The sequence below is a fragment of the Roseomonas aeriglobus genome (genome assembly GCA_016937575.1).
In the GTDB taxonomy this organism is placed as follows: Bacteria; Pseudomonadota; Alphaproteobacteria; order Sphingomonadales; family Sphingomonadaceae; genus Sphingomonas; species Sphingomonas aerigloba.
Map to the genome: position 1 here is coordinate 2428661 of JAFHKN010000002.1, position 22669 is coordinate 2451329.

Here is a 22669-nt window from a genome sequence, read left to right on the forward strand (position 1 = left end):
CCCCGCTTGCCGCCCCCGCGCGCTTCGCCCATCGTCGAGCGTGACGAAAGGACCCTGCGTGAGCCGCCAACTGATCAACGAATATCGTGCCGAGCTGGACCGGCTGCGCGCCATTTCGGGCAGCCAGCGCGAGAGCGTGCTGCGCGAAGCGTTCAAGGACCTGCTGAAGCGTTGGGGCAAGGCGCACGACCTGCAATTCGTCGCCGAACACGACCTGCTGACCAACCGGATGACGCGCATCTATGTCGACGGCGCGCTGCTCCACAGTTTGCGCGTGCCCTTCGGCTATTGGGAAGCGAAGGACGCGGCCGACGACCTGGAGGCGGAAATTCAAGCCAAGTTCCGCAAGGGTTACCCGCGCGACAACATCGTCTTCACCGACGATCGCACCGCGGTGCTGTGGCAGGACGGTGCCGAAGTGCTGCGCGCCGGCATGCAGGCGGACGACGACAGCCTGCTGCTGCTGCTGACCCGCTTCTTCGCGCACGAACGCCGCGAGATCGCCGATTTCAACCGCGCGGTGAAGAAGTTCGCCGCCGACCTGCCCCACATCCTGGTCGCGCTGCGCGAACGGATCGCGGAGAAGCATGCGGCGTCCCAGGACTTCGCCGATGCGGTCGCCGCGTTCCTGAAACACGCCCGCGACGCGATCAATCCGGCGGTCAGCGACGACAATGTGCGCGAGATGCTGATCCAGCACGTTCTGACCGAGGACATCTTCGCCAAGGTGTTCAACGACCCCGATTTTCACCGCAAGAACAATGTCGCCGCCGAGCTGTACAAGCTGGAGGACAAATTGTTCGACCGCGGGGAGAAACGCACCCTGCTCGGCGCGCTGGCGCCCTATTACGCCGGGATCGAGGCGACCGCCGCGCTGATCGAGAGCCATTCGGAAAAGCAGGGATTCCTGAAGGCGCTCTACGAGGATTTCTACAAGGCGTACAACCGCAAGGCCGCCGACCGGCTGGGCGTCGTCTATACCCCGGGCGAAATCGTGCGGTTCATGATCCGCAGCGCTGACTGGCTGTGCGAGAAGCATTTCGGCAAGAACCTGATCGACCGCGGCGTCGAGATCCTGGACCCCGCGACCGGCACCGGCACCTTCATCGTCGAACTGCTGGAGCATTTCCGCGGCAACCACGACAAGCTGCGCCACAAATACAAGGAGGAACTGCACGCGAACGAGGTCGCGATCCTGCCGTACTACGTCGCCAACCTGAACATCGAGGCGACGTACCAGGCGATCACCGGGCAATTCGCGGAATATGAGAATCTGTGCTTCGTCGATACGCTGGACAACGTCGCGGCGCTGGGCATCTATTCAGGCCACCAGTTCGACCTGCTCGGTGGCCTGGCCGACGAGAATATGGAGCGGGTGAAGCGCCAGAACCGTCGCAAAATCAGCGTCATCATCGGCAACCCGCCCTACAATGCGTGGCAGGAAAACTATAACCAGAACAACGCCAACCGCCCCTACGAACGCGTCGACCAGCGCATCAAGCAGACGTACGTCAGGGAAGGCACGGCGCAGAACATGAACAGCGTGTACGACATGTACACGCGCTTCGTTCGCTGGGCGTCCGACAGGATCGGCGACGAAGGCATCATCGCCTTCGTCATCGGGCGCAAGCCGATCGCCAAGGCGGCCTATGACGGGTTCCGCAAGGTCGCCGAGCGAGAGTTCAGCGACATCTGGCTGCTGGATCTGGGTGGCGACGTGCGCGACAATCCCAAGCTGTCGGGCACGACGCATAATGTGTTCGGTATCCAGACCGGCGTGATGGTGGCGCTGCTGGTCAAGCGGAAGGGCAAGGGCGGTGCGGTGATCCGCTACGCACGGCGGCCGGAGATGGAGACGGCGGCCGACAAGCTGGCGTGGGTCGGCAATGCGCGGTCGTTCGAAGGATTGCCGGTCGAGACGATCTTGCCGGACAAGCGGCATGATTGGGTGGATCAGGCGACACACGGTTGGACGGCATTTCTGCCGTTGGTTGATCCCAAATCTAAGAATGATGCTCGATCAACAAGCACACGCGCTATTTTTAAGTTAATTACCAATGGTGCCAAGACACAGCGTGATGAATGGGTTTATGATCGAAGCGCTGACGACCTCTCAGACAAAGTGCGTTTTCTTATAAATGCATACGAAGAAACAAGAAGTGATTCTCAAAGCCAGCTTCGATCTGCTATCAAGTGGGATCGAGAGCTCGATAAATATCGACAAAAGGGCATTCAGAAAGATTTCTAGCTCAACCTGATTCAAGTATCACAATTCCGGCCATTTTTTCGCCAGCATTTGTATTTTGACCAACATCTCATCGGGCAGCCTTACCGAACGGGTCAATTCTACGGGAAAAGCAGCCATAATTTGACGATCGCTTTTCGTAGCGTAGCATCGTCAAACCATCTTACTGCAATGGCGACTTCGGGCGTTTTCGATTTAAACCTGCTTAAGACCGGGAACGCCGGTACGCAGGGCGTCGCCCGCTACCGCTACCTCAAATCCGGCGAGCGGGTCGACAACATCACCGACTGGGCGCTCAACAAGTTCGTCGCGCGCTACGGCAAGAAGGGCGTCAGCAAAGATACGATCTTCACCTATGTCTATGCCGTGCTCCACGATCCGGTCTATCGCGAAACCTACGCGCTGAACCTGAAGCGCGAGTTTCCGCGCATCCCCCTGTATCCCGACTTCGCGCGCTGGTCGGCGTGGGGGCAGGCGCTGATGGACATGCACATCGGCTATGAGGACGTCGCCCCCTGGCCGGTCGAGCGGGTCGAGACGCCGAACCCGAAGCGCGCCGAAGTAACCAGTCCGAAGCCGATCCTGAAATCGGTGCCCGACCAGGGCATCGTGCGGGTCGACGAGGATACGCAGATCACCGGCATTCCGCCGGAGGCGTGGGACTATCGGCTGGGCAACCGGTCGGCAATCGACTGGGTGCTCGACCAGCACAAGGAAAAGACCCCGCGCGATCCCACGATCCGCGAGAAATTCAACACCTATCGCTTCGCCGATTACAAGGAGAGCATGATCGCGCTGCTGGCGAAGGTCGTGCGGGTGAGTGTCGATACGGTGGCAATCACGCAGGCGATGCGGGGGCTGGATCGGAGTGGGTGGGACGCGGATGCCTAAAACAAAACGCCCGCGAACGATCGAGCGCGATCATGCCTTTTGGTTTGCGCTGCCCTACGCCGCGAAGCTTCTGGCGATGGCGCCACGCAAGGTGGAAATGCTCGCAATCGCTGGGCGCCTCTCGGCTAGAGAAGAAAACGGCATTCTATGGATCGCCGAGGCCGATGTGACTGGCCTGCGGCGCGATCAAGCGGCCTTGGCAGCGGCGAAACAGTTCGTTCGCGAAGATCTTACCGACGTCAAACGCGCGACACCTGAAAAAATCGTACGGTATCATGCCCGCGGGCCGGATCAGGACGTCCTGCCAATCGCCGATTATCGGCACAAGATGCCGGGACGGGACTGCTGATCCTAAGGGTGGTGGCTAGAAGCGCGCCGCGGCAAAGCCGCGTCGTCGGACGGGGCCGGGGCGGCCCCGCCGGCCGCCCTTGCGCGAGGGGCGATTAGCTCGGGCTAATCGCTGCCCGCGCTAGCGGGCGTGATAAAAATCATACACCTGCTGCGCCACTGCCGCACTCACCCCCGGCGCCTTCTGCAGATCCGCCAACGACGCGTTGCGCACCGCGCGCCCCGTGCCGAAGTGCATCAGCAATGCCTTCTTCCGCGCCGGACCGATGCCGGGGACTTCATCCAACGGACTCGCCCCGATCGCCTTCGCGCGCTTCGCCCGATGCGCGCCGATCGCGAAGCGGTGGACTTCGTCGCGCAGGCGCTGGAGGTAGAAGAGCAAGGGCGAGTTGACCGGCAGGGTCAGTTCGCGGCCGTCCATCAGGTGGAAGACCTCGCGCCCCTCGCGGCCGTGGTGCGGGCCCTTGGCGACACCGACGAGCACCACATCCTCGATCCCCAGATCCTCCAGCACCGCCTTCGCTGCATTCAGCTGGCCACGGCCGCCGTCGAGCAGCACCAGATCGGGCCATTCGCCGCTGTCGCGGTCGGGGTTTTCCTCCAGCGCGCGGGCGAAGCGGCGGGTCAGCACTTCGCGCATCATCGCGTAATCGTCGTCGGTCGCCGCCTGCTTGATGTTGAACTTGCGATACTGGCCCTTGCGGAAACCCTCCGGCCCCGCGACGACCATCGCACCCAGCGCATTGGTGCCCTGGATGTGGCTGTTGTCGTAGACCTCGATCCGGTCGGGCGGCTCGGGCAGTTCGAACAGTTCGGCGAGCTCGCGGTTGAGCCGGGCCTGGGTGGTGCTTTCGGCCAGACGCCGTTCGAGCGCTTCGCGGGCGTTGCGCTGCGCCTGCTCCATCAGCCGCTTGCGCGTGCCGCGCTGGGGCACCGACAGCGCGACCTTGTAGCCCGCCGCCTCGCCCAGCGCCTGGGCGAGCAGCTCGCCCTCGGGCAACTCGCGGTCGAGCAGGATCGTTCGCGCCGGTGGCACGTCTTCGTAGAATTGGGCGAGGAACTGGGTCAGCACCTCGTCCTCCGCAACCTCGCCGGTGTGCGCGGGGAAGAAGCTGCGGTGGCCCCAATTCTGGCCGCCGCGGATGAAGAAGGCCTGGATGCCCATCACCCCTTCGTGGCAGGCGAGCGCGAAGATGTCGGCATCGCCGACGCCTTCGGCATTGATGAACTGCGTGCCCTGGATGAAGGTCAGCGCCTTCAGCCGGTCGCGCAGCACCGCGGCCAGTTCGAAGTCCATATTCTCCGCCGCAGCGGTCATCTGCGCGCCGAGCTTCGCCTGGACGTCGGTCGCCTTGCCGGCGAGGAATTTCTTCGAATCCTCGACGAGGTCGGCATAGCCCGCCTTGTCGATCCGCCCGACGCACGGCGCCGAGCAGCGCTTGATCTGATAAAGCAGGCACGGCCGGTCGCGGGTCTTGAAGAAGCCGTCGGTGCACGACCGCAGCAGGAACAGCTTCTGCAGCGCATTCAACGTGTTGTTGACACTGCCGGCACTGGCGAAGGGGCCGTAGTAATTGCCCTTCGCCCGCCGGGCGCCGCGATGCTTCTGGATGCGCGGGAAGTCGTGATCGGCGCGCAGCAGGATGAAGGGGAAGCTTTTGTCGTCGCGCAGCAGGACGTTGTAGGGCGGGCGATAGCGTTTGATCAGCTGCGCCTCGAGCAGCAGCGCCTCGGCCTCGTTGTTGGTGGTGACGATCGTCATCGACCGCGTCTGCGCAACCATGCGCTGCAACCGCTTCGTCAGGCGGGTGACCTGGGTATAGTTGGTCACGCGGTTCTTCAGCGCACGCGCCTTCCCGACGTACAGCACATCGCCCTTGGCGTCGTGCATCCGGTACACGCCGGGGCGCACCGGCAGCGTCTGGACGACGTTGCGGATCGCCGCCACCCCCGCCTCCAGGTCGGGCGCGTCGCTGCCGCGGACGGTATAGGTGGCGGCTTCCTCGTTGAATCGGTTGGGGGAGGCGGGATCGATCACGCGTGCCGACTTAGGAATCCGCAAGGGCGAGGGCAATGCGGCATGTTCGCGCACCGAATGGTACGCCCTTGCAGCCAATCGGTTGCCCAGCAGTTCGACCTGGACGAGGAACAGAACCGACTGGCGATCGACGAAGCATCGCTCCCGACTGGCTGACGGCGGCGACGGCTGGGACATATGCGCCGCGGCGCCGGTTCTTTTGTACCATATCGCATCGACCGGCCGGCCCCTACCCTTCCGCTTCCTTCACGAGTCGGGAGACGGTCATGGTCACGGCATCGGCAGACGAGCACGCCTATCTGCTCAAGCGGAGCGCCGATCACCGCGCACTCGCCGACCGGGCGACACTGGCGGCATCGCGCGTCGCACATGAGCAGTTCGCCGCCGCTTATGCCCGGCGCGCCGCGGATTTGGGGTAGAAGAGGACTAATAGCTTACCCCAAAGATACCAGGAACACTCCAGCCTAACAAAAGTTAATCCCGCCTGACCGGCCGCATGGTGCCGCCGGTCGACGGAGATGTCGGGTGAGAACCATCGTAATCGCCTGTGTCGCCGGGCTAGCCGTTACTGCCTGTGCCGCCCCGTCGCGGCGGATCGCCACGGGCCTGGAACGCTATGGCCTGGACGCGGAGCGGTCGGCTTGCGTCGGCACGCGGTTGGAAAGCGACCTGTCGCTCGGCCAGCTGCAACAGCTGGGACGCGCCGCGGCCGCCTATCGGAAGGGCGATACCGATCCGACCCGGCTGACCCCCAGCGATCTGGTGCGCGTCGCCGGCGAAATCCGCGATCCCGAAATCGCGATCGCGGTCGGCAAGGCGGCTGCCGCGTGCAGCGTCCTGCCCTGACGCGCGCCCAGCCTCTCCCGAAAATTCAGCAATTGGAGGTTCGTCATGAACAAGCATGAAGTGCGCGGTGGCGCCCGCTATGTCGGTGGCAAGATCGAGAAAGCGGTCGGCGACGCGGTCGACCGCCGCGACTGGCAGGTGGCCGGGGTCGTCGACCAGGTCGCAGGCGCCGGCGAGAACATGTTCGGCCGCGCCCAGTCGGTCGCCGAAGACGTCGCCGACGCGACGCCAGGCCTGATCGACCATGCCCGCGAAAAGCTCGACGCCGCCGCCGACCGCGCGACCGACGCCGCGCGCCGCGGCGCCAGGTCGGCCGCCGACCTCGCCAGGCAGGGCGACGACCGCCTGTTGTGGGCGGCCGGCGCGCTGATCGGCGGCTATGCGCTGGGCTGGCTGGTTCACGGGCGTCGCGACTGAGCCTTCCCTCCATGTCGACCGCCCCTTCCTTGCCGTCGCTGAAGACCCTTCGCGAGACCACGGACCTGCGGCATCTGCAGCAGATCGTCGCCGGTCTGGACGAAGGCGTTGTGCTGATCGACCCGGACGAGAGCCTGCTCTGGGCCAATCCGGCCGCGCTCGCCATGCATGGCGTCGAGCGGCTGGAGCAGCTGGGGCAGACGGTCGACGATTATCGTGCGCGCTTCCAGCTGCGCTATCGCAACAATCACCGGCTGGACGCCGACGATTATCCGATCGGCCGCGTCGTGGCGGGCGAGGCGTTTTCCGAAGTCGTGGTCGAAGTGACCGTGGCGGGCGAAGACGCGCCGCGCTGGGTCCATCAGGTCCGCAGCCTGGTGCTGAACGACGAAGATGACGGCGATCCCGCCTGCGTCGTGATGATCGTCCAGGACGTCACCGCGCGCTACGAGGCGGAGGATCGGTTCGAACAATCGTTCAACGCCAATCCGGCACCCGCCGTCATCTGCCGCCTGTCCGACCTGCGTTTCGTGAAGGTCAACCAGGGGTTTCTGGACATGACCGGTCACGCGCGCGACCAGGTGCTGTGCAAGACCGTCTACGACATCGACGTGTTGCGCAGCGCCGAGCAGCGCGACCTGGCGAAGGAGCGATTGGCCGAGGGCCGCACCATTCCGCAGATGGAGGCCGAGCTCGAGCTGCCGGGCGGCGGCACCAAGCTGGTCATCGTCGCAGGACAGCCGATCGACATGGGCGACGAGCCCTGCATCCTCTTCACCTTCGCCGATCTGGAGCCGCGGCGAAAGGCCGAGGCGGCGCTGCGCCATAGCGAGGAGCGGTTCACCCGCACCTTCCAGATGGCACCGATCCCGATGGCGATCGGGGCGCGCGACGGACATCTGCTGTGCGAAGTCAATGCCAGCTTCACCGAGCTGACCGGCTATGCCTCGCCCGAGATCATCGGCCGCTCGCTTGCCGACGTCGGCCTGTGGTCGAGCGACGCGACGCGCACCGAAATCGAAGCCGCGATTGAGGCCGGCCGCGACCTGCGCGGGCACGAGGCTGGCATCCTGGCCAGGGATGGCGGCCGGATCGAAAGCCTGGTGTCGACCGAGGTCATCCACCTGGGTGACGATGCCTGCGTGCTGTGGGCGTTCCAGGACATCACCCAGCGCAAGGCAACCGAGCTGGAGCTGGTCGAGGCGATCGAGGCGGTGATGAAGGACGCCAGCTGGTTCAGCCGATCGATCATGGACAAGCTCGCCCGGCTGCGCGCGCCGCAGCCCGACGAAACGGGCGTCGGTTTGAACGACCTGACGGCGCGCGAACGCGAGGTGCTGGCGCTGATCTGCCGCGGGTTGGACGACAAGAGCATCGCGCGAACGCTGGGCGTGTCGGGCAACACCGTGCGCAATCACGTCGCCCGCATCTACGGCAAGATCGGCGTGCATCGCCGCACCGCCGCGGCCGCCTGGGCACGGGCGCGCGGGTTCGACAGCGACGCGGTCGCGATCGGCCAGCGGGAGCGCAGCGAATGACCGACGACGCCAAGCCTTCCAAGCCTTCCAAGACTTCCTCGCGATCGGGATCGCCGACGACGCGGCACGCCAAGGGCGCGGCCCGCGTAACGATCGGCAAGCTGATCGGCGACGATGCCGCGGTCCGCACGGGCCGCGCGGAACAACGCCGCGCCAGCTACACGCGGGGCGGCAAAACGAACCAACAGGAACAGGAGTAAAGCTAAAGTGGCAACTCAGCTAGCAGGCGGGGCTGTACCGTATGAAACGGCAGTCGCACGTCCCGGACGCCGCGTCTCGTGGGGCGCGATCTTCGCCGGCGTGGTGATCGCGGTGGCGGTGCAGCTGCTGCTCGGCATTCTGGGCACCGGCATCGGCCTGTCGATGGTCGACCCGACCGACGGCACAACGCCCGGCGCGACCGGATTCGGCATCGGCGCGGGGCTGTACTGGCTGGTAACGACGGTCGTGGCGCTGGGCGCGGGCGGCTATGCCGCGGCGCGCGTGTCGGGCGTGACCGAGAAGTTCGACGCGCTGGTACACGGCCTGGTCGTGTGGGGCGTCACGCTGATCCTGACGCTCTATCTGCTGACCTCCGCGGTCGGCGGGATCATCGGCGGCGCGTTCCGCACCGTCGGCACGGTCGCGACCGCAGCCGGCGCGACGGTGGGTGCCGCCGCACCCCAGGTCGCACAGGCATCGGGCGTGAGTGCGACCGATGTTCGCCAGGAAGCGGCCAAATATCTGTCGGACGCACCGTCCGACCCGGCGCAGATGTCGTCGGAACAGGCGCAGGCCGAAATCGCGCGTGAACTGCCGGCTCTCGCCCGTGGTGGTACGGACGGCCAGCGTGCCGAGAGCCGCATCGTCGACATCGTCGCCGCCCAGCGCAAGATCAGCCGCCCGGAGGCTCAGGCGCAGGTCACCCGCGCCAAGGCCGACTTCGTCCAGACGAAGAACGAGACGATCGAGGGTGCGAAGAAAGCGACCGATGCGGTTGCCGGCGCGGCCGCCAGCACCTCGTTCCTTCTGGTCCTCGCGTTGCTCGCCGGCGCCGGTGCTGCCGCTTTCGGCGCAACGACGGCCGCACGCCGCCGCCTTTGCTGAGTGTTCGTGGCGGGCCGGCGTACCAGGCCCGCCGCACCCCGTTTTAACGACGAAGGAGATACGTCATGACCCGCAAGATCGCCGTGGCGACCAGCCTGGCCATTCTGTTCGGCGTGAGCGCCTGCAACACCGTCAACGGCGCCGGTAAGGACCTAAAGTCCGCCGGCGACGCCATCTCGGGCGCGTCGGGCGAGAACGGGAAGTAAGCCGATCGGATGCGCTGGCTGGGGCGGGACTTCCGCCCCGGCCCCGGCGACGGCCGGGATGCAGCCGGGCTACGTTACGAGCTTCACCGAATTCGCTGATCCAACTGGGCCCCGACCTCCGCCGGGGCCCAGTGACGTTGGTGGCTCGGAGCCACGTCGGCGCCGGGTCGCTCAGACCTCGTCCGGCCAGTAGAGGCGCATCGGATTGTCGACGAGCAGCTTGCGCTGCAATGCGTCGGTCGGCGCGATCTGCGGGATGACGTCCACCAGAGCGCCGTCGTCGGGCAGCACCGTTTCCATGTTCGGATGCGGCCAATCGGTGCCCCACAGCACGCGATCGGGATACGCCTCCACCAGCGGCCGCACCGCACGGACAAAATCGGCATAGGGCGGTCCCGCCGGATCGAGCCGGTCGGGGCACGTCACCTTCGTCCAGATATCCGCCCGGCTGTCGAGCAGTGCGCGAAACGCGGTCATGTCCGCACCGTCGGGGCCTTGGCGTACGTCGGGGCGGCCCATGTGGTCGACGACGATCGGTACCGGGATCGCATCCAGGAAGGGCCGCATCTCGTCCAATATATCGGCTTCGAAATAGACGACGACGTGCCAGCCGAGCCGCGCGATCCGGTGGGCGACGTCGAGGAACTTGTCCTTGGGCGCGTCATCGACCAGGCGTTTCAGGAAATTGAACCTGACCCCGCGGATGCCGCCCACATGCAGCGCATCGAGCTCGTCGTCGCCGATCGCCGGATCGACCACCGCGACACCGCGGCATGTGCCGTCCGACACCGCGATCGCATGGAGCGTCGCGCGGTTGTCGGTGCCGTGGCAACTCGCCTGGACGATCACGTTGCGGCTGAACCCCAGCTGCCGGCGCAGCGCGAACAGCGCGGGCGCGTCGGCGTCCTGCGGCAGGTATTTCGCCTTGGCGCTGAACGGAAAGTCCGCCTGCGGGCCGAAGACGTGGCAATGCGCATCGACCGCACCCGGCGGGGGGACGAAGTTCGGGCGCGAAGGGGTCAGCGTCCAGCTGCGAATCCGGCCATCGGCATCCTTCACGCAAAAACCTCCCCATCCATCAATTTGCGCGCGGTGCGCAGCATGCCGGCTTCGACCGGCTGGCCGTCGTCGTCCAGCGTCACGACGCATTCGGTGACGCCGGTCGGATGCTCGACGCCGAGCGTCAGTCGCTTGCCCTGCGGCACCTGCGCGACGGCGGCGGCAGGAGAGCCGTCGATCAGGCAGGCGGTGGCGACGCTGACGGCGCCGAGCACCCCGATCGAGGCATGGACGCGATGCGGGATCAGCGAACGTACCGCGATCGCGCCACCCTGCTGCGGCGCGGCCACCAACATCATCTTGGGCACCGATTTTTCGGCGACATCGCCCAGGTTCATCAGCGGCCCGGCCTGCAACCGGATCGCCTCGACCCTGGCCTTCATGTCAGTGTTCGCATCCAGCGTCTCGCGATCCTCATAGCCGGTTATGCCAACGTCGCCGGCGGCGATGACCACGCACGGCATCCCGTTGTCGATCAGCGTGCAGGCGATACCGTCGATCGTGTCGACGCCGTTCCCGGTCGGCAGCAGCGCGCCGCACGATGACCCCGCGGTATCGCGGAACGCCAGCGGCACCGGCGCTGCACTGCCCGGCACGCCGCTGATCGTCGCATCGCCGGCATAGGTCACGCGCCCGCCCGGCGTCTGGACGGTGGCGACGGCAACCTGCCCGGTATTTTCCATGAAGATCGCGACGCGGGTTTCGCCGTCCTGCGCCGGCACCAGCCCACGCTCGATCGCAAAGGGGCCGACGCCGGCAAGGATGTTGCCGCAATTCTGCGCATCGGTGACCACGGCCGTATCGACGAAGACCTGAAGGAACAGATAGTCGACGTCGACGCCTGGGCGCTCCGACCGGCTGACGACCGCGACCTTGCTGGTCAGCGGATCAACGCCGCCCATCCCGTCGATCTGGCGCGGATCGGGCGAGCCCATGACGCGCAGCAGAAAGGCGTCTCGGGTCGCCGGGTCGGCAGGCAGGTCGTCGCGCAGGAAATAGCCGCCCTTCGACGAGCCCCCGCGCATCCACATGCAGCGGGTCACGAGATCCTCCCCTGCAAGGGGAGGTGGCAGCGCGAAGCGCTGACGGAGGGGTGTTGCCCTCTCGATAGCGGGACACCCCTCCACCACCGCTTCGCGGCGGTCCCCCTCCCCTTGCAGGGGAGGATTGCCGCCTTACACATATTTCAGCCCCATCGCTTCGAGCCGCGGTCGCATGTCGTAGATGTCGAGGCCCAGCTCCCCCGCCGCGAGCCGCTGGCGCTTGGCCTCTTCCGCCGCTTCGCGCGCCTGCGCCTTGGCCAGCACTGCCGCCGCGTCGGCGCGCTTGACCACGCACACGCCGTCGTCGTCGGCGACGATCACGTCCCCCGCCTCGATCGCGGCTCCGGCGCAGACGATCGGCACGTTGACCGATCCCAGCGTGTTCTTGACCGTTCCTTGCGCGAACACCGCCTTCGACCACACCGGAAAGCCCATCTGGGTCAGGTCGCGCACGTCGCGTACGCCCGCATCGATCACCAGCCCGCGGCAGCCGCGCGCCATCGCGCTGGTCGCCAGCAGGTCGCCGAAATAGCCGTCGACACATGGGGACGTCGGCGCGAGGACCAACATGTCACCCGCCTTCAGCTGCTCGATCGCGACATGCACCATCCAGTTGTCGCCGGGCGCGGCAGAGATGGTCACCGCGCTGCCAGCGACGCGCGCGCCGGGGTAGATGGGTCGCATGTAATGGGCAAGCAGGCCGATCCGACCCTGCGCCTCGTGCACCGTCGCGACCCCGGCGGCGGCCAGGCCGTCGATGACGGCCGGATCGGCGCGATCGATATTCTGAACGACGACGGTCATGGCGATCCTTTCGAATGTCGGCGGCGTCGTCCGCCCGGGCGCGCGGCTTGGCCAATCGATCTTGCGGCGCACCCATAAGTTTTTGCTATAACCGATTCGTGAAACCGTTTGACCTGAACCTGCGCCATCTCCGCGCGATCGGGCATATCGTCGCCCAGCGCAGCCTGAACCGTGCGGCGGAGGCCGCCGGGCTGTCGCAGCCGGCGCTGACGCAGGGGTTGGGCAAGATCGAGCGGCAGCTGGGCGTCCAGCTGTTCGATCGCAATCCCGACGGCATGACCCCGACCGCTGCGGGACAGGCGCTGGCCGAACGCGCCGAACGCGCCTTCGCGCTGCTTGCCGGGGCGGGCCGACGTGGAGGCAAGCGTGGCTTCGCGCGGCCGGAAGCGTTGGTGACCGCGACTCAGGCGGAGGCGTTCCTGCATTTCGCCGACGCGGGCAGCTTCGCTGGCGCCGCCGCCGCGGGAGGACTGTCGCAACCGGCGATCCACCGCGCGGTACGCGAACTCGAACAGATCTGGGCGACGCCGCTCGCCGAACGGCGCGGGCGCGGCATGGTGCTGACCCCGGCCGGGCGCGCGCTCGCCCGGGGGGTCCGACTGGCGGCGCGGGAGATCGCGGCGGGAATCGCGGAGGCACGGGGCGACCCACAGGGCGGCGGGAGGATCGCGGTCGGCGCCATGCCACTCAGCCGGGCGCGACTGCTGCCCCACGCGCTTGCCCGCTTCCTGCCCGATGCGCCGGGCACGGTGGTCGATGTGGTCGAGGGGTCGTGGCGCGAGCTGGTCGATCCCCTGCTCGACGGCGTCATCGACCTGATGATCGGCGCGCTGCGGCCCGACCCGCCGGCCGGGCTCGACCAGGTGCCGCTGTTCACCGACCGGCTGGCCATTTTCGGCCGCGCGGGCCATCCGCTGGCGGGACAGGCCATCACGCTCGACGCGGTGGCGGCGCAGCCCTGGATCGTCGGCCCGGTCGGCACGCCGCTTCGCACACATTGGGAGGCGCTGTTCGCCGGGCGGACGCTGCCGGCCGTGCCGGTCGAATGCGGATCGGTGATGGTCATTCGCGGGCTGCTGGCCGAAAGCGACCTGCTGACCCTGTTGTCCCCTGACCAGGTCGCGCTGGAGGTGGCGGCCGGGCTGCTCGTGCGGATCGGCCCGGAACTGCCCGATACGGTGAGGAAGATCGGCATCAGCACACGGACCGGCTGGCGCCCGACGAGCGCGCAGACCCGATTGATTGCCTTGCTGCAACGCGCGTCGGTTGAAACAAGACTTCAGGAAAACCGATAGGCAGCAGCACTTTCCGATTGGCCGGTGTCCCGTGGCTCCGCCTAGCGGTGCGCCATGGCACGACCGCTCGTCTTCATCGGGTTCGGAGAGGCCGGACAGGCGTTTGCCCGATCCGGCGCCCGTGCCTTTGATCGCAAGACCGCCGACCCCGCAACCGCCGCCGCCAAGCACGCCGACTATCACGCCGCGGGCGTCACCGGCTGCGCGACCGCGGCAGAGGCGCTGGACGGCACGGATGCCGCCGTCTCGCTCGTGACCGCCGACCAGGCCCTTGCTGCCGCGCGTACCGCCGCCGCGCTGCTCGCCCCCGGGGCGCTGTGGCTCGACATGAACAGTGTCGCGCCGGGCACCAAACGCGCTGCGGCCGAGGCGGTCGAGGCGGCCGGCGGACGCTATGTCGACGTTGCCGTCATGTCGCCGGTCCTGCCCGGCCGGCTGGGCGTCCCGCTGCTGGTCGCCGGCCCGCACGCGCAGGCGGCCGTCGCGGTGCTCGAGGCGCATGGCTTCACCGAGGTCGCCCTCGCCGGCCCGACAGTCGGCGATGCGTCGGCGATCAAGATGATCCGGTCGGTGATGGTGAAGGGGATCGAGGCGTTGAGCGCCGAATGCATCCTCGCCGCGCATCGTGCGGGGGTCGCCGATGCGGTGCTCGCCTCGCTCGACGCCAGCTGGAAGCCGCAGGGGTGGAGCGCGCGGGTCGACTACAATCTCGACCGCATGATGGCCCATGGCCTGCGCCGCGCCGCCGAGATGGAGGAGGTCGCCGCGACGCTGGAGGCGCTGGGCGTCGAGCCCGCCATGACCCGCGGCACCATTCGCCGCCAGCGTGCGATCGGCGATCTCAGCCTGCCCGCGCCGGACGGGCTCGCCGCGAAACTCGCCGCCCTTGGAGACTGTGCATGATCATCGACTGCCACGGCCATTATACCGTGCTGCCCCAGGGGCACGACGCGTGGCGCGAACGCCAGGTCGCGGCGTACAAGGCCGGGGAGGCCGCCCCGCCCTATCCCGACATCACCGATGCCGAGATCCGCGAGACGATCGAAGCGAACCAGCTGCGCCTGATCAAGGAGCGCGGTGCCGACCTGACGATCTTTTCCCCGCGCGCCTCCGCCATGGCACCGCATGTCGGCGACGAAGGCGTCGCGATCGAATGGGCGCGCCGCTGCAACGACCTGATCGCGCGCGTCGTGGGGCTGTTCCCGGAGACCTTCGTCGGCGTCTGCATGCTGCCGCAGAGCCCCAAGGCGGACATGACCGCGAGCATCGCGGAGCTCGAGCGCTGCGTGCGCGACCTCGGCTTCATCGGTTGCAACCTGAACCCCGATCCCGGCGGCGGGCATTTCACCCACCCGCCGCTGACCGACCGCTACTGGTATCCCTTCTACGAGGCGATGGTCGCGCTCGACGTGCCGGCGATGATCCATGTGTCGGGCAGCTGCAACCCGGCGATGCACGCGACGGGCGGCTATTACATCGCCGCCGACACCGTCGCGTTCATGCAGCTGTTGCAGGGCGACCTGTTCGCCGACTTCCCTAAGCTGCGCTTCATCATCCCGCACGGCGGCGGCGCGGTCCCCTATCATTGGGGCCGCTACCGGGGGCTGGCCGACATGCTGAAGAAGCCCGCGCTCGACACGCATCTGATGAACAACGTCTTCTTCGATACCTGCGTGTATCATCAGCCGGGCATCGACCTGCTGGCCGATGTTATCGAGACCAAGAATATTCTGTTCGGCAGCGAAATGGTCGGCGCGGTCCGCGGGATCGACCCGACGACCGGTCAGTATTTCGATGACACCAAACGCTATGTCGACGCGCTCGACATTTCGGACGCTGATCGCGCGGCGATCTTCGAGGGCAATGCGCGCCGCGTGTTTCCGCGGTTGGATGCCAAATTGAAGGAGCGTGGGTTATGAGGACGATGATCGATCCTCCCCTGCAAGGGGAGGTGGCAGCGCGCAGCGCTGACGGAGGGGTGTCCTGGTCCGGAGGCGGGGGACACCCCTCCACCACCGGCTGCGCCGGCGGTCCCCCTCCCCTTGCAGGGGAGGAAAATCGATGACCCAGCCCCGCGACATTCACGCCTATCTCGCCGAGTTCGAGGATATCCCCGGCACCCGCGTCTTCACCGCCGCCCGGGCGCGTCAGGGCTATCACATGAACCAGTTCGCGATGAGCCTGATGAAGCCCGAGAACCGCGAACGCTGGAAGGCGGACGAGGCGGCGTATCTCGACGAATGGCCGCTGAGTGCGGAGCAGCGCGAGGCGATCCTGTCGCGCGACTACAACCGCTGCCTCGATCTGGGCGGCAACATCTATTTCCTCGCCAAGGTGTTCTCGACCGACGGTTTGAGCTTCGTCCAGGCGGTCAGCACCATGACCGGCGTGTCGGTCGAGGACTATCAGGCGATGATGAACGCCGGTGGCCGCTCGCCCGACGGCGTCCGTTCGAAGAAGGACAACAACTGATGGCCCGCATCACTGCCGGCGTGGCGACCAGCCATGTGCCTCTGCTGGGCGTCGCGCACGACCAGCGCAAGGACCGCGACGCCTATTTCGGCCCGATCTTCGCGGGCTACGACTGGACGCGCGAATGGGAGAAGACGGAGAAGCCCGACGTCGTGATCCTGGTCTATAACGACCACGCATCGGCGTTCGACATGAAGATCATCCCGACCTTCGCGATCGGCTGCGGCGAGCGCTACACGCCGGCCGACGAAGGCTGGGGGCCACGCCAGGTGCCCGACGTCCACGGCCACCCCGATCTCGCCTGGCATATCGCACAGAGCCTGATCCTCGACGAATTCGACATGACGATCATCAACGAGATGGACGTCGACCATGGCCTGACCGTGCCGCTGAGCATGGTATTCGGCGACGTTCCCGAATGGCCGGTCAAGGTCATTCCGCTTGCCGTGAACGTCGTCACCTATCCCCCGCCCTCGGGCAACCGATGCTGGGCGCTGGGCGAAGCGATCGCGCGCGCGGTCGCGAGCTTCCCGGAGGATCTGAACGTCCAGGTGTGGGGCACCGGCGGCATGAGCCACCAGCTCCAGGGCCCCCGCGCGGGGCTGATCAACGCCGAATGGGACAACGACTTCCTCGACGGGCTGATCGGCGACACCGATCGCCTGCGGCACGTGCCGCACATCGAATATCTTCGCGAAACCGGCTCGGAAGGGATCGAGATGGTGATGTGGCTGATCATGCGAGGCGCGCTCGGCAAGCGCACCGCGGCGCTGCACCGCCACTATCACGTCCCGTGCAGCAATACCGCCATCGGGCATCTCGTGCTGCGGCCGGACAATGGCGAGGGGCTCGACATGGCGGGGAGCGGGTACGCGCAGGCCGCGGACTAAGCCCTCCCCCCTTCAGGGGAGAGGGTCGGGAGAGGGGCAGTCCTCAAACCACAAGCGACAGGGCCGGAGACGAGAGACTGCCCCTCTCCCCGGCCAGTTTGAGGTGAACGTCACCCCGTGACGTTCAGATCATGCCCGGGGGCATGATCGACCACAAACTCCCCGCAAGCGGGGAGAGGGAGATATCATGAAAATCGCACTCGCAGGCGCTGGCGCATTCGGCGAAAAGCATCTCGACGGCCTGAGGAACATCGACGGGGTAGAGGTGATCTCGGTCGTCGGCCGCAACCTGGAACCGACCCAAGCCGCCGCCGCGAAATACGGCATAGCCCACGCGACGACTGACCTCGCCGAGACGCTGGCGCTTCCCGGGCTCGACGCGGTCATTCTCTGCACGCCGACCCAGATGCACGCCGCACAGGCGATCCAGTGCCTGGAGGCGGGCAAGCACGTCCAGGTCGAGATTCCGCTGTGCGACAGCCTGGCAGACGGCGAAGCGGTGCTGACCAAGGCACAGGAAACCGGCCTCGTCGCGATGTGCGGTCATACGCGCCGCTTCAATCCCAGCCACCAGTTCGTGCACAACAAGATCACGGCGGGCGAGCTGAACATCCAGCAGATGGACGTCCAGACCTATTTCTTCCGGCGCAAGAACATCAATGCGAAGGGCGAGCCGCGGTCGTGGACCGATCATCTGCTGTGGCACCATGCCGCGCACACGGTCGACCTGTTCGCGTACCAGGCCGGGCCGATCGTCCAGGCCAATGCGATCGAGGGGCCGCACCACCCCGAACTCGGCATCGCGATGGACATGTCGATCCAGCTGAAGGCGGAAAGCGGCGCGATCTGCACGCTGTCGCTGTCGTTCAACAACGACGGCCCGCTCGGCACCTTCTTCCGCTACATCGGCGACACCGGCACCTATATCGCGCGCTACGACGATCTGGTGACCGGCAAGGAAGAACCGATCGATCTGTCGGGCGTCGCGGTGTCGTCGAACGGCATCGAGCTGCAGGACCGCGAATTCATCGCCGCGATCCGCGAAGGGCGCGAACCCAATGCCAGCGTGGCGCAGGTCATGCCCTGCTACCGTGTGCTCGACGCACTCGAAAAGCAGCTCGAAGCCGCGCGATGAAGACCGGGGTCGCCATCATCGGCGCCGGCCCGTCCGGGCTGCTGCTCGGGCACCTGCTGCGTGCGGCAGGGGTCGATTGCGTCGTCGTCGAGCGTCAGTCGCCGTCCTATGTCCTCGGCCGCATCCGCGCCGGCGTGCTGGAGACGGTCACGACCGACCTGATGGCACGGCTGGGGCTCGATGCGCGGTTGAAGGCGGAAGGGCTGATCGAGGACGGATTCAACCTCGCCACCGCCGATCACCTCATCCGCATCGATATCAAGGCGCTGACCGGTCGCCATGTCACCGTCTATGGGCAGACCGAAGTGACCCGCGACCTGATGGACGCGGCCGACGAACGCGGGCTGCGCGTGATCTACGAGGCGAAGGACCTCGCGCTTCACGATATCGACGGTGATGCGCCGTTCGTGACCTATAGCAAGGACGGCGCCGAACACCGCATCGACGCGCAGTTCATCGCGGGCTGCGACGGCTTCCATGGCCCTTCGCGCAAGGCGATTCCTGCCCCGGCGGTGCGCGAGTTCGAGCGCGAATATCCCTTCGGCTGGCTGGGGATCCTGGCCGACGTGCCGCCCTGCCATCCCGAATTGATCTACGCCGACACGACCAAGGGTTTCGCGCTCGCCTCGATGCGGTCGTCGACGCGCAGCCGCTATTACATCCAGGTGCCGCTGAGCGACCGGGTGGAGGACTGGAGCGAGGACCGGCTGTGGGACGAACTCGCCGAGCGGTTCGATCCGCTGAGCGATCACAAGGTCACCCGTGGCCCCGCACTCGAGATGTCGATCGCGCCGCTGCGCAGTTATGTCTTCGAGACGATGCGCCACGGCCGCCTCTTCCTGGCCGGCGACAGCGCGCACATCGTGCCGCCGACGGGGGCGAAGGGGCTGAATCTGGCCGCTTCGGACGTCGCCTATCTGGCCGATGCGCTGACGGCGTTCTTCGCCCGGGGTGACGAGGCCGGGCTGGCCGGCTATCAGGCGCGTGCCCTGGCGCGCATCTGGAAAGCGGAACGCTTCAGCTGGTATCTGACCAAGCTGATGCACCGTTTTCCGGAGGACGGCGCGTTCGAGCACCGGATGCAGACCGCCGAGCTCGACTATGTCGCGACGTCGCGCGCGATGCAGACCGCGATCGCGGAGAATTACGTGGGACTGCCCCTTTGACGTCCATACCCAACCGTTCGATCGGTCCGTTTTCGGTTTCGGCGATCGGGCTCGGTTGCATGAACCTCAGCCACGCCTATGGCACGCCGCCGACCGAGGAGGAGGGCGTGGCGCTGCTCGACCATGCGCTCGACCTGGGCGTGACCTTCCTCGATACCGCGGCGCTGTACGGCGGCGGGGCGAACGAGCGGCTGGTGGCAAAGGTCATGCACCGGCGCGCCGAATTCACGCTGGCGAGCAAGTGCGTGCTCGACATGCGGGGTGGGCAGCGCGTGCTCGACGGCTCTCCTGACGCCATTGCCGCGACGCTCGACGCCGCGCTGGACCGGCTCGGGACCGACCATATCGACCTCTATTACCTCCACCGGCTCGACCCCGCCGTGCCGATCGAAGAGTCGGTCGGCGCGTTGGTGCGGGCGAAGGAGGCGGGCAAGATCGGCGCGATCGGACTGAGCGAGATGTCCGCCGCGACCATCCGCCGCGCGCACGCCGTCCACCCGATCGCCGCGGTCCAGAGCGAATATTCCCCCGCCGTCCGCAATCCGGAAGTCGCCGTGCTCGATGCGTGCACGGCGCTCGGCATCGGCTTCGTCGCCTTTTCGCCCGTCGCGCGCGGATTGCTCGCCGGCAGCGTCCGCGACGACGCCTATGTCACCGGCGACATTCGGCGCAGCATGCCACGGTTCGTCGAACCTCAGCTGTCGCGCAACCTGAGCGTCATCGAGCGCTTCGACGTCCTGGCCCGCGATGCCGGGCTGACGCCTGCGCAGCTGTCGCTCGCCTGGCTGCTCGCCCAGGCGCCGCATATCGTCCCGATCCCCGGCACGCGGTCGATCGCGCATCTGGAAGAAAACGTCGCGGCGGCGACGGCGACCGTCGATGCCGAACTGCTGGCAGCGATCGACGCGCTCCTGCCGCCCAACCGCCTGGTTGGCGCGCGCTATCCGGCAGCCGCGCAGGCGCAGATCGACACCGAACTTCTACCCGACGAACCGCTGGACGCGTAATACCAAACGGCGTTCGATCGAAAACGCCTTCCAACCTCGCCCGCAGGCCGTATAAATACTCAGACAATATCGGTTCGTCTGGGAGGGGTAACAAATTATGGACCGCGCGATCTGGCGCAAAGCGACGGCGATACTGGCCGCGTGTTTCGCGGCCGCCCCGGACCTGACCGTCCCCGCAGCGGCGCAAGCGCCACGGGCCCCGCGCGCCGTCGCCGCGCCGAGACCGCTCTACCGCGACCCGGTCCACGACGGGGCGGCCGATCCCGCGATCGTTCGCGACCCGGCCTCCGGCGACTGGGTGATGTTCTACACCAATCGCCGGGCCGATCTGGTGCCGGAGGATGCCAAGGACGTGCGCTGGGTCCACGGCACCGCGATCGGCGTCGCCCGGTCACGCGACGGCGCGCACTGGCGCTACGGCGGGACTGCGGCGATCCCGGCGCGCTGCACCGGCGAGACGTTATGGGCGCCCGACGTCCAGCGGTTCGGCGGGCTGTGGCATATGTGGGTCACCGTCGTGCCGGGCGTCTTCCGTGACTGGAACGCGCCGCGCTTCATCCAGCATCTGACCAGCCGCGACCTGAAGCGATGGACGTGCGCCGACCGCCTCGACCTCGGGTCCGACCGGGTGATCGACCCCAGCGTCATCGCCCTGCCCCGCGGCGGATATCGCATGTTCTTCAACGACGAGCGCATGGGCAAGGCGATCCGCACGGCCGACAGCCCCGACCTCGTCCGCTGGACGGTCGGCCCCCGCCTGACCGAAACGCCGGGCGAAGGGCCGAAGGCGTTCCGCTGGAAGGGCGCGTGGTGGCTGGTGTCGGACGCGTGGAAGGGCCTGCTGGTCATGCGATCCGACGACGGCGAACGCTGGACCCGCCAGCCCGGCTATCTCCTGGCCGACCCCGGCCGCACCTCGACCGACCGTGCCAAGGGGCAGCATCCCGACGTGATCGTCGCCGGCGACCGCGCCTATATCGTCTATTTCGTGCATCAGGGCGGCGAGGATCAGGCAAAAACAAATCCCCATTGGCACCAGCGATCGGTCCTGCAGGTCGCCGAACTGATCGAGAGCGGCGGCACCATCAGCGTCGATCGCAACACCCCTGCCATGTTGAGGCTTCGATAATGCGGACAGACGATGTGATCGCCACCGACCGCCGCGCCTTCCTGGCCGGGACCGGCGCGCTGCTCGCCGCCGGATGCGCGCCGCGCAGTCGATCCATTCCGCAGGGCCCACTGCTCTTCGCCTATTTCACCGGAGGCAAGGGCGAGGTGCTGGGCCTGAAGCTCGCGGTCAGCGACGACGGCTTTGCCTTTCGTCCGCTGGGCGCCGGGCGCAGTTATCTGGTGCCGCAGGTCGGCGAGGCGCGGCTGATGCGCGATCCGTTCCTGTTCCGCGGGCCCGGTCGCGACGCCCCCTGGCATCTGCTGTGGACGACCGCCTGGGACGGTCAGACGATCGGTCATGCGACCAGCCGCAACCTGATCGACTGGTCGCCGCAGGCCGCATTGCCGGTGATGGCGGGCGTGACCGGTACCCGCAACTGCTGGGCGCCCGAGGCCTATGTCGACCCCGTGACCGGGCTGGTCACGCTGTTCTGGTCGAGCACGGTCACCGGTCGCTACGCGGAGACCGCCGGCACGTCGGAGAGCGGTTACAACCACCGGCTGTGGCGAACGACGACGCGCGACTTCATCCGCTTCACGCCGGCCGAGCCGATGTACGACCCCGGATTCAGCGTGATCGACGGAACGCTCGGCCGTGCGCCCGACGGCGGACTGTGGCTGATCGTGAAGGACGAGACGGTGACGCCGCCGCGCAAGTGGCTGCGCGCCGCGCGGGCGGACGGTCCGGCGGGCCCCTTCGGTCCGCTGTCGCCGCCGTTCACGCCGTCCTGGGTCGAGGGGCCGATGACCGCGATCGTCGAGGACCGGCTGATCTGTTACTACGACGTCTATCGCGACGGCCGCTGGGGCGCGATGGCGACGCGCGACATGGTCCGCTGGGACGACGTCAGCGCCCGCCTGGCCATGCCGCCCGGCGCTCGCCACGGATCGCTGGTGCGCGTCCCTCCTGCGCTGGTTGCCGGTCTGGAGGCCTGAGACGCCGCCCGATGTCGGCACCGCCGTCGTGCCGGCTCGACATCCCTGAACATCATGATATTGTCTTACAAAATACC

24 protein-coding genes are annotated in these 22669 nt (G+C 67.0%); 20 read left to right on the forward strand and 4 right to left on the reverse strand.

What is annotated here, in order from left to right:
- Positions 1-58: 58 nt before the first annotated feature.
- From JW805_12110 to JW805_12120, 3 genes are read left to right on the forward strand one after another with little or no spacing between them, the layout of a single operon-like run.
- Complete coding sequence (locus tag JW805_12110) at positions 59-2248, forward strand: N-6 DNA methylase (protein MBN2972761.1); 2190 nt, start codon at positions 59-61, stop codon at positions 2246-2248.
- 48 nt (positions 2249-2296) lie between these two features.
- The gene (locus JW805_12115) at positions 2297-3136 is read left to right on the forward strand and encodes a hypothetical protein (GenBank protein MBN2972762.1); all 840 of its coding nucleotides are present in this window, start codon (positions 2297-2299) and stop codon (positions 3134-3136) included.
- Complete coding sequence (locus JW805_12120; GenBank protein MBN2972763.1) at positions 3114-3485, forward strand: hypothetical protein; 372 nt, start codon at positions 3114-3116, stop codon at positions 3483-3485. The genes JW805_12115 and JW805_12120 overlap by 23 nt, the downstream gene beginning before the upstream one ends.
- A gap of 120 nt (positions 3486-3605) precedes the next feature.
- Here the strand turns inward: JW805_12120 and uvrC are convergent, their stop codons facing one another.
- On the reverse strand, positions 3606-5699 hold the full coding sequence (gene uvrC, locus JW805_12125; GenBank protein MBN2972764.1) for an excinuclease ABC subunit UvrC: 2094 nt from the start codon (positions 5697-5699) through the stop codon (positions 3606-3608).
- An 89-nt stretch (positions 5700-5788) separates the two neighbouring features.
- Here uvrC and JW805_12130 point away from each other — a divergent pair, with 89 nt between their 5' ends.
- From JW805_12130 to JW805_12160, 7 genes are all read left to right on the forward strand, one after another.
- The gene (locus JW805_12130) at positions 5789-5941 is read left to right on the forward strand and encodes a hypothetical protein (protein MBN2972765.1); all 153 of its coding nucleotides are present in this window, start codon (positions 5789-5791) and stop codon (positions 5939-5941) included.
- 106 nt (positions 5942-6047) lie between these two features.
- Positions 6048-6368, forward strand: a complete 321-nt coding sequence (locus JW805_12135; protein ID MBN2972766.1) for a hypothetical protein — start codon at positions 6048-6050, stop codon at positions 6366-6368.
- Between the two features lie 45 nt (positions 6369-6413).
- Positions 6414-6785 carry a CsbD family protein gene (locus tag JW805_12140; protein ID MBN2972767.1) on the forward strand — a complete coding sequence of 124 codons (372 nt, stop codon included), beginning with the start codon at positions 6414-6416 and terminating at the stop codon, positions 6783-6785.
- Positions 6786-6796: 11 nt separating this feature from the next.
- On the forward strand, positions 6797-8323 hold the full coding sequence (locus tag JW805_12145) for a PAS domain S-box protein (protein ID MBN2972768.1): 1527 nt from the start codon (positions 6797-6799) through the stop codon (positions 8321-8323).
- Positions 8320-8523, forward strand: a complete 204-nt coding sequence (locus tag JW805_12150; GenBank protein MBN2972769.1) for a hypothetical protein — start codon at positions 8320-8322, stop codon at positions 8521-8523. The genes JW805_12145 and JW805_12150 overlap by 4 nt, the downstream gene beginning before the upstream one ends.
- Positions 8524-8530: 7 nt before the next feature.
- Positions 8531-9409, forward strand: coding sequence for a hypothetical protein (locus JW805_12155; GenBank protein MBN2972770.1), 879 nt, complete (start codon positions 8531-8533; stop codon positions 9407-9409).
- A 65-nt stretch (positions 9410-9474) separates the two neighbouring features.
- Positions 9475-9615 carry an entericidin A/B family lipoprotein gene (locus JW805_12160; GenBank protein ID MBN2972771.1) on the forward strand — a complete coding sequence of 47 codons (141 nt, stop codon included), beginning with the start codon at positions 9475-9477 and terminating at the stop codon, positions 9613-9615.
- A gap of 171 nt (positions 9616-9786) precedes the next feature.
- Here the strand turns inward: JW805_12160 and JW805_12165 are convergent, their stop codons facing one another.
- The 3 genes from JW805_12165 to ligK form a co-directional block, all read right to left on the reverse strand.
- Positions 9787-10764 (reverse strand): amidohydrolase family protein, encoded by a 978-nt coding sequence (locus JW805_12165; protein MBN2972772.1) that lies wholly within the window; start codon positions 10762-10764, stop codon positions 9787-9789.
- Positions 10671-11705: a 4-oxalomesaconate tautomerase gene (locus JW805_12170; protein ID MBN2972773.1), complete on the reverse strand. Its 1035-nt coding sequence runs from the start codon at positions 11703-11705 to the stop codon at positions 10671-10673. Before JW805_12170 ends, JW805_12165 begins: the two co-directional genes overlap by 94 nt.
- A gap of 144 nt (positions 11706-11849) precedes the next feature.
- Positions 11850-12521 (reverse strand): 4-carboxy-4-hydroxy-2-oxoadipate aldolase/oxaloacetate decarboxylase, encoded by a 672-nt coding sequence (ligK, locus tag JW805_12175; protein MBN2972774.1) that lies wholly within the window; start codon positions 12519-12521, stop codon positions 11850-11852.
- Between the two features lie 98 nt (positions 12522-12619).
- Here ligK and JW805_12180 point away from each other — a divergent pair, with 98 nt between their 5' ends.
- The 10 genes from JW805_12180 to JW805_12225 all read left to right on the forward strand — a co-directional run bounded on the left by JW805_12180 (position 12620) and on the right by JW805_12225 (position 22592).
- Positions 12620-13816, forward strand: a complete 1197-nt coding sequence (locus tag JW805_12180) for a LysR family transcriptional regulator (protein ID MBN2972775.1) — start codon at positions 12620-12622, stop codon at positions 13814-13816.
- 54 nt (positions 13817-13870) lie between these two features.
- Positions 13871-14719, forward strand: coding sequence for an NAD(P)-dependent oxidoreductase (locus tag JW805_12185; protein MBN2972776.1), 849 nt, complete (start codon positions 13871-13873; stop codon positions 14717-14719).
- Positions 14716-15735, forward strand: a complete 1020-nt coding sequence (locus JW805_12190; GenBank protein ID MBN2972777.1) for an amidohydrolase — start codon at positions 14716-14718, stop codon at positions 15733-15735. Before JW805_12185 ends, JW805_12190 begins: the two co-directional genes overlap by 4 nt.
- A gap of 142 nt (positions 15736-15877) precedes the next feature.
- Entirely contained in the window at positions 15878-16288 is a 411-nt protein-coding gene (ligA, locus tag JW805_12195) for a protocatechuate 4,5-dioxygenase subunit alpha (protein ID MBN2972778.1), read from the forward strand.
- Positions 16288-17178, forward strand: a complete 891-nt coding sequence (locus tag JW805_12200; protein MBN2972779.1) for a protocatechuate 3,4-dioxygenase — start codon at positions 16288-16290, stop codon at positions 17176-17178. Before ligA ends, JW805_12200 begins: the two co-directional genes overlap by 1 nt.
- 187 nt (positions 17179-17365) lie before the next feature.
- Positions 17366-18313 (forward strand): Gfo/Idh/MocA family oxidoreductase, encoded by a 948-nt coding sequence (locus JW805_12205; protein ID MBN2972780.1) that lies wholly within the window; start codon positions 17366-17368, stop codon positions 18311-18313.
- Positions 18310-19479: a 4-hydroxybenzoate 3-monooxygenase gene (pobA, locus tag JW805_12210; GenBank protein ID MBN2972781.1), complete on the forward strand. Its 1170-nt coding sequence runs from the start codon at positions 18310-18312 to the stop codon at positions 19477-19479. The genes JW805_12205 and pobA overlap by 4 nt, the downstream gene beginning before the upstream one ends.
- A gap of 5 nt (positions 19480-19484) precedes the next feature.
- Entirely contained in the window at positions 19485-20486 is a 1002-nt protein-coding gene (locus JW805_12215) for an aldo/keto reductase (protein ID MBN2972782.1), read from the forward strand.
- A 97-nt stretch (positions 20487-20583) separates the two neighbouring features.
- The gene (locus JW805_12220; GenBank protein ID MBN2972783.1) at positions 20584-21615 is read left to right on the forward strand and encodes a hypothetical protein; all 1032 of its coding nucleotides are present in this window, start codon (positions 20584-20586) and stop codon (positions 21613-21615) included.
- Positions 21615-22592, forward strand: coding sequence for a glycoside hydrolase family 43 protein (locus JW805_12225; protein ID MBN2972784.1), 978 nt, complete (start codon positions 21615-21617; stop codon positions 22590-22592). The genes JW805_12220 and JW805_12225 overlap by 1 nt, the downstream gene beginning before the upstream one ends.
- Positions 22593-22669: the final 77 nt, after the last annotated feature.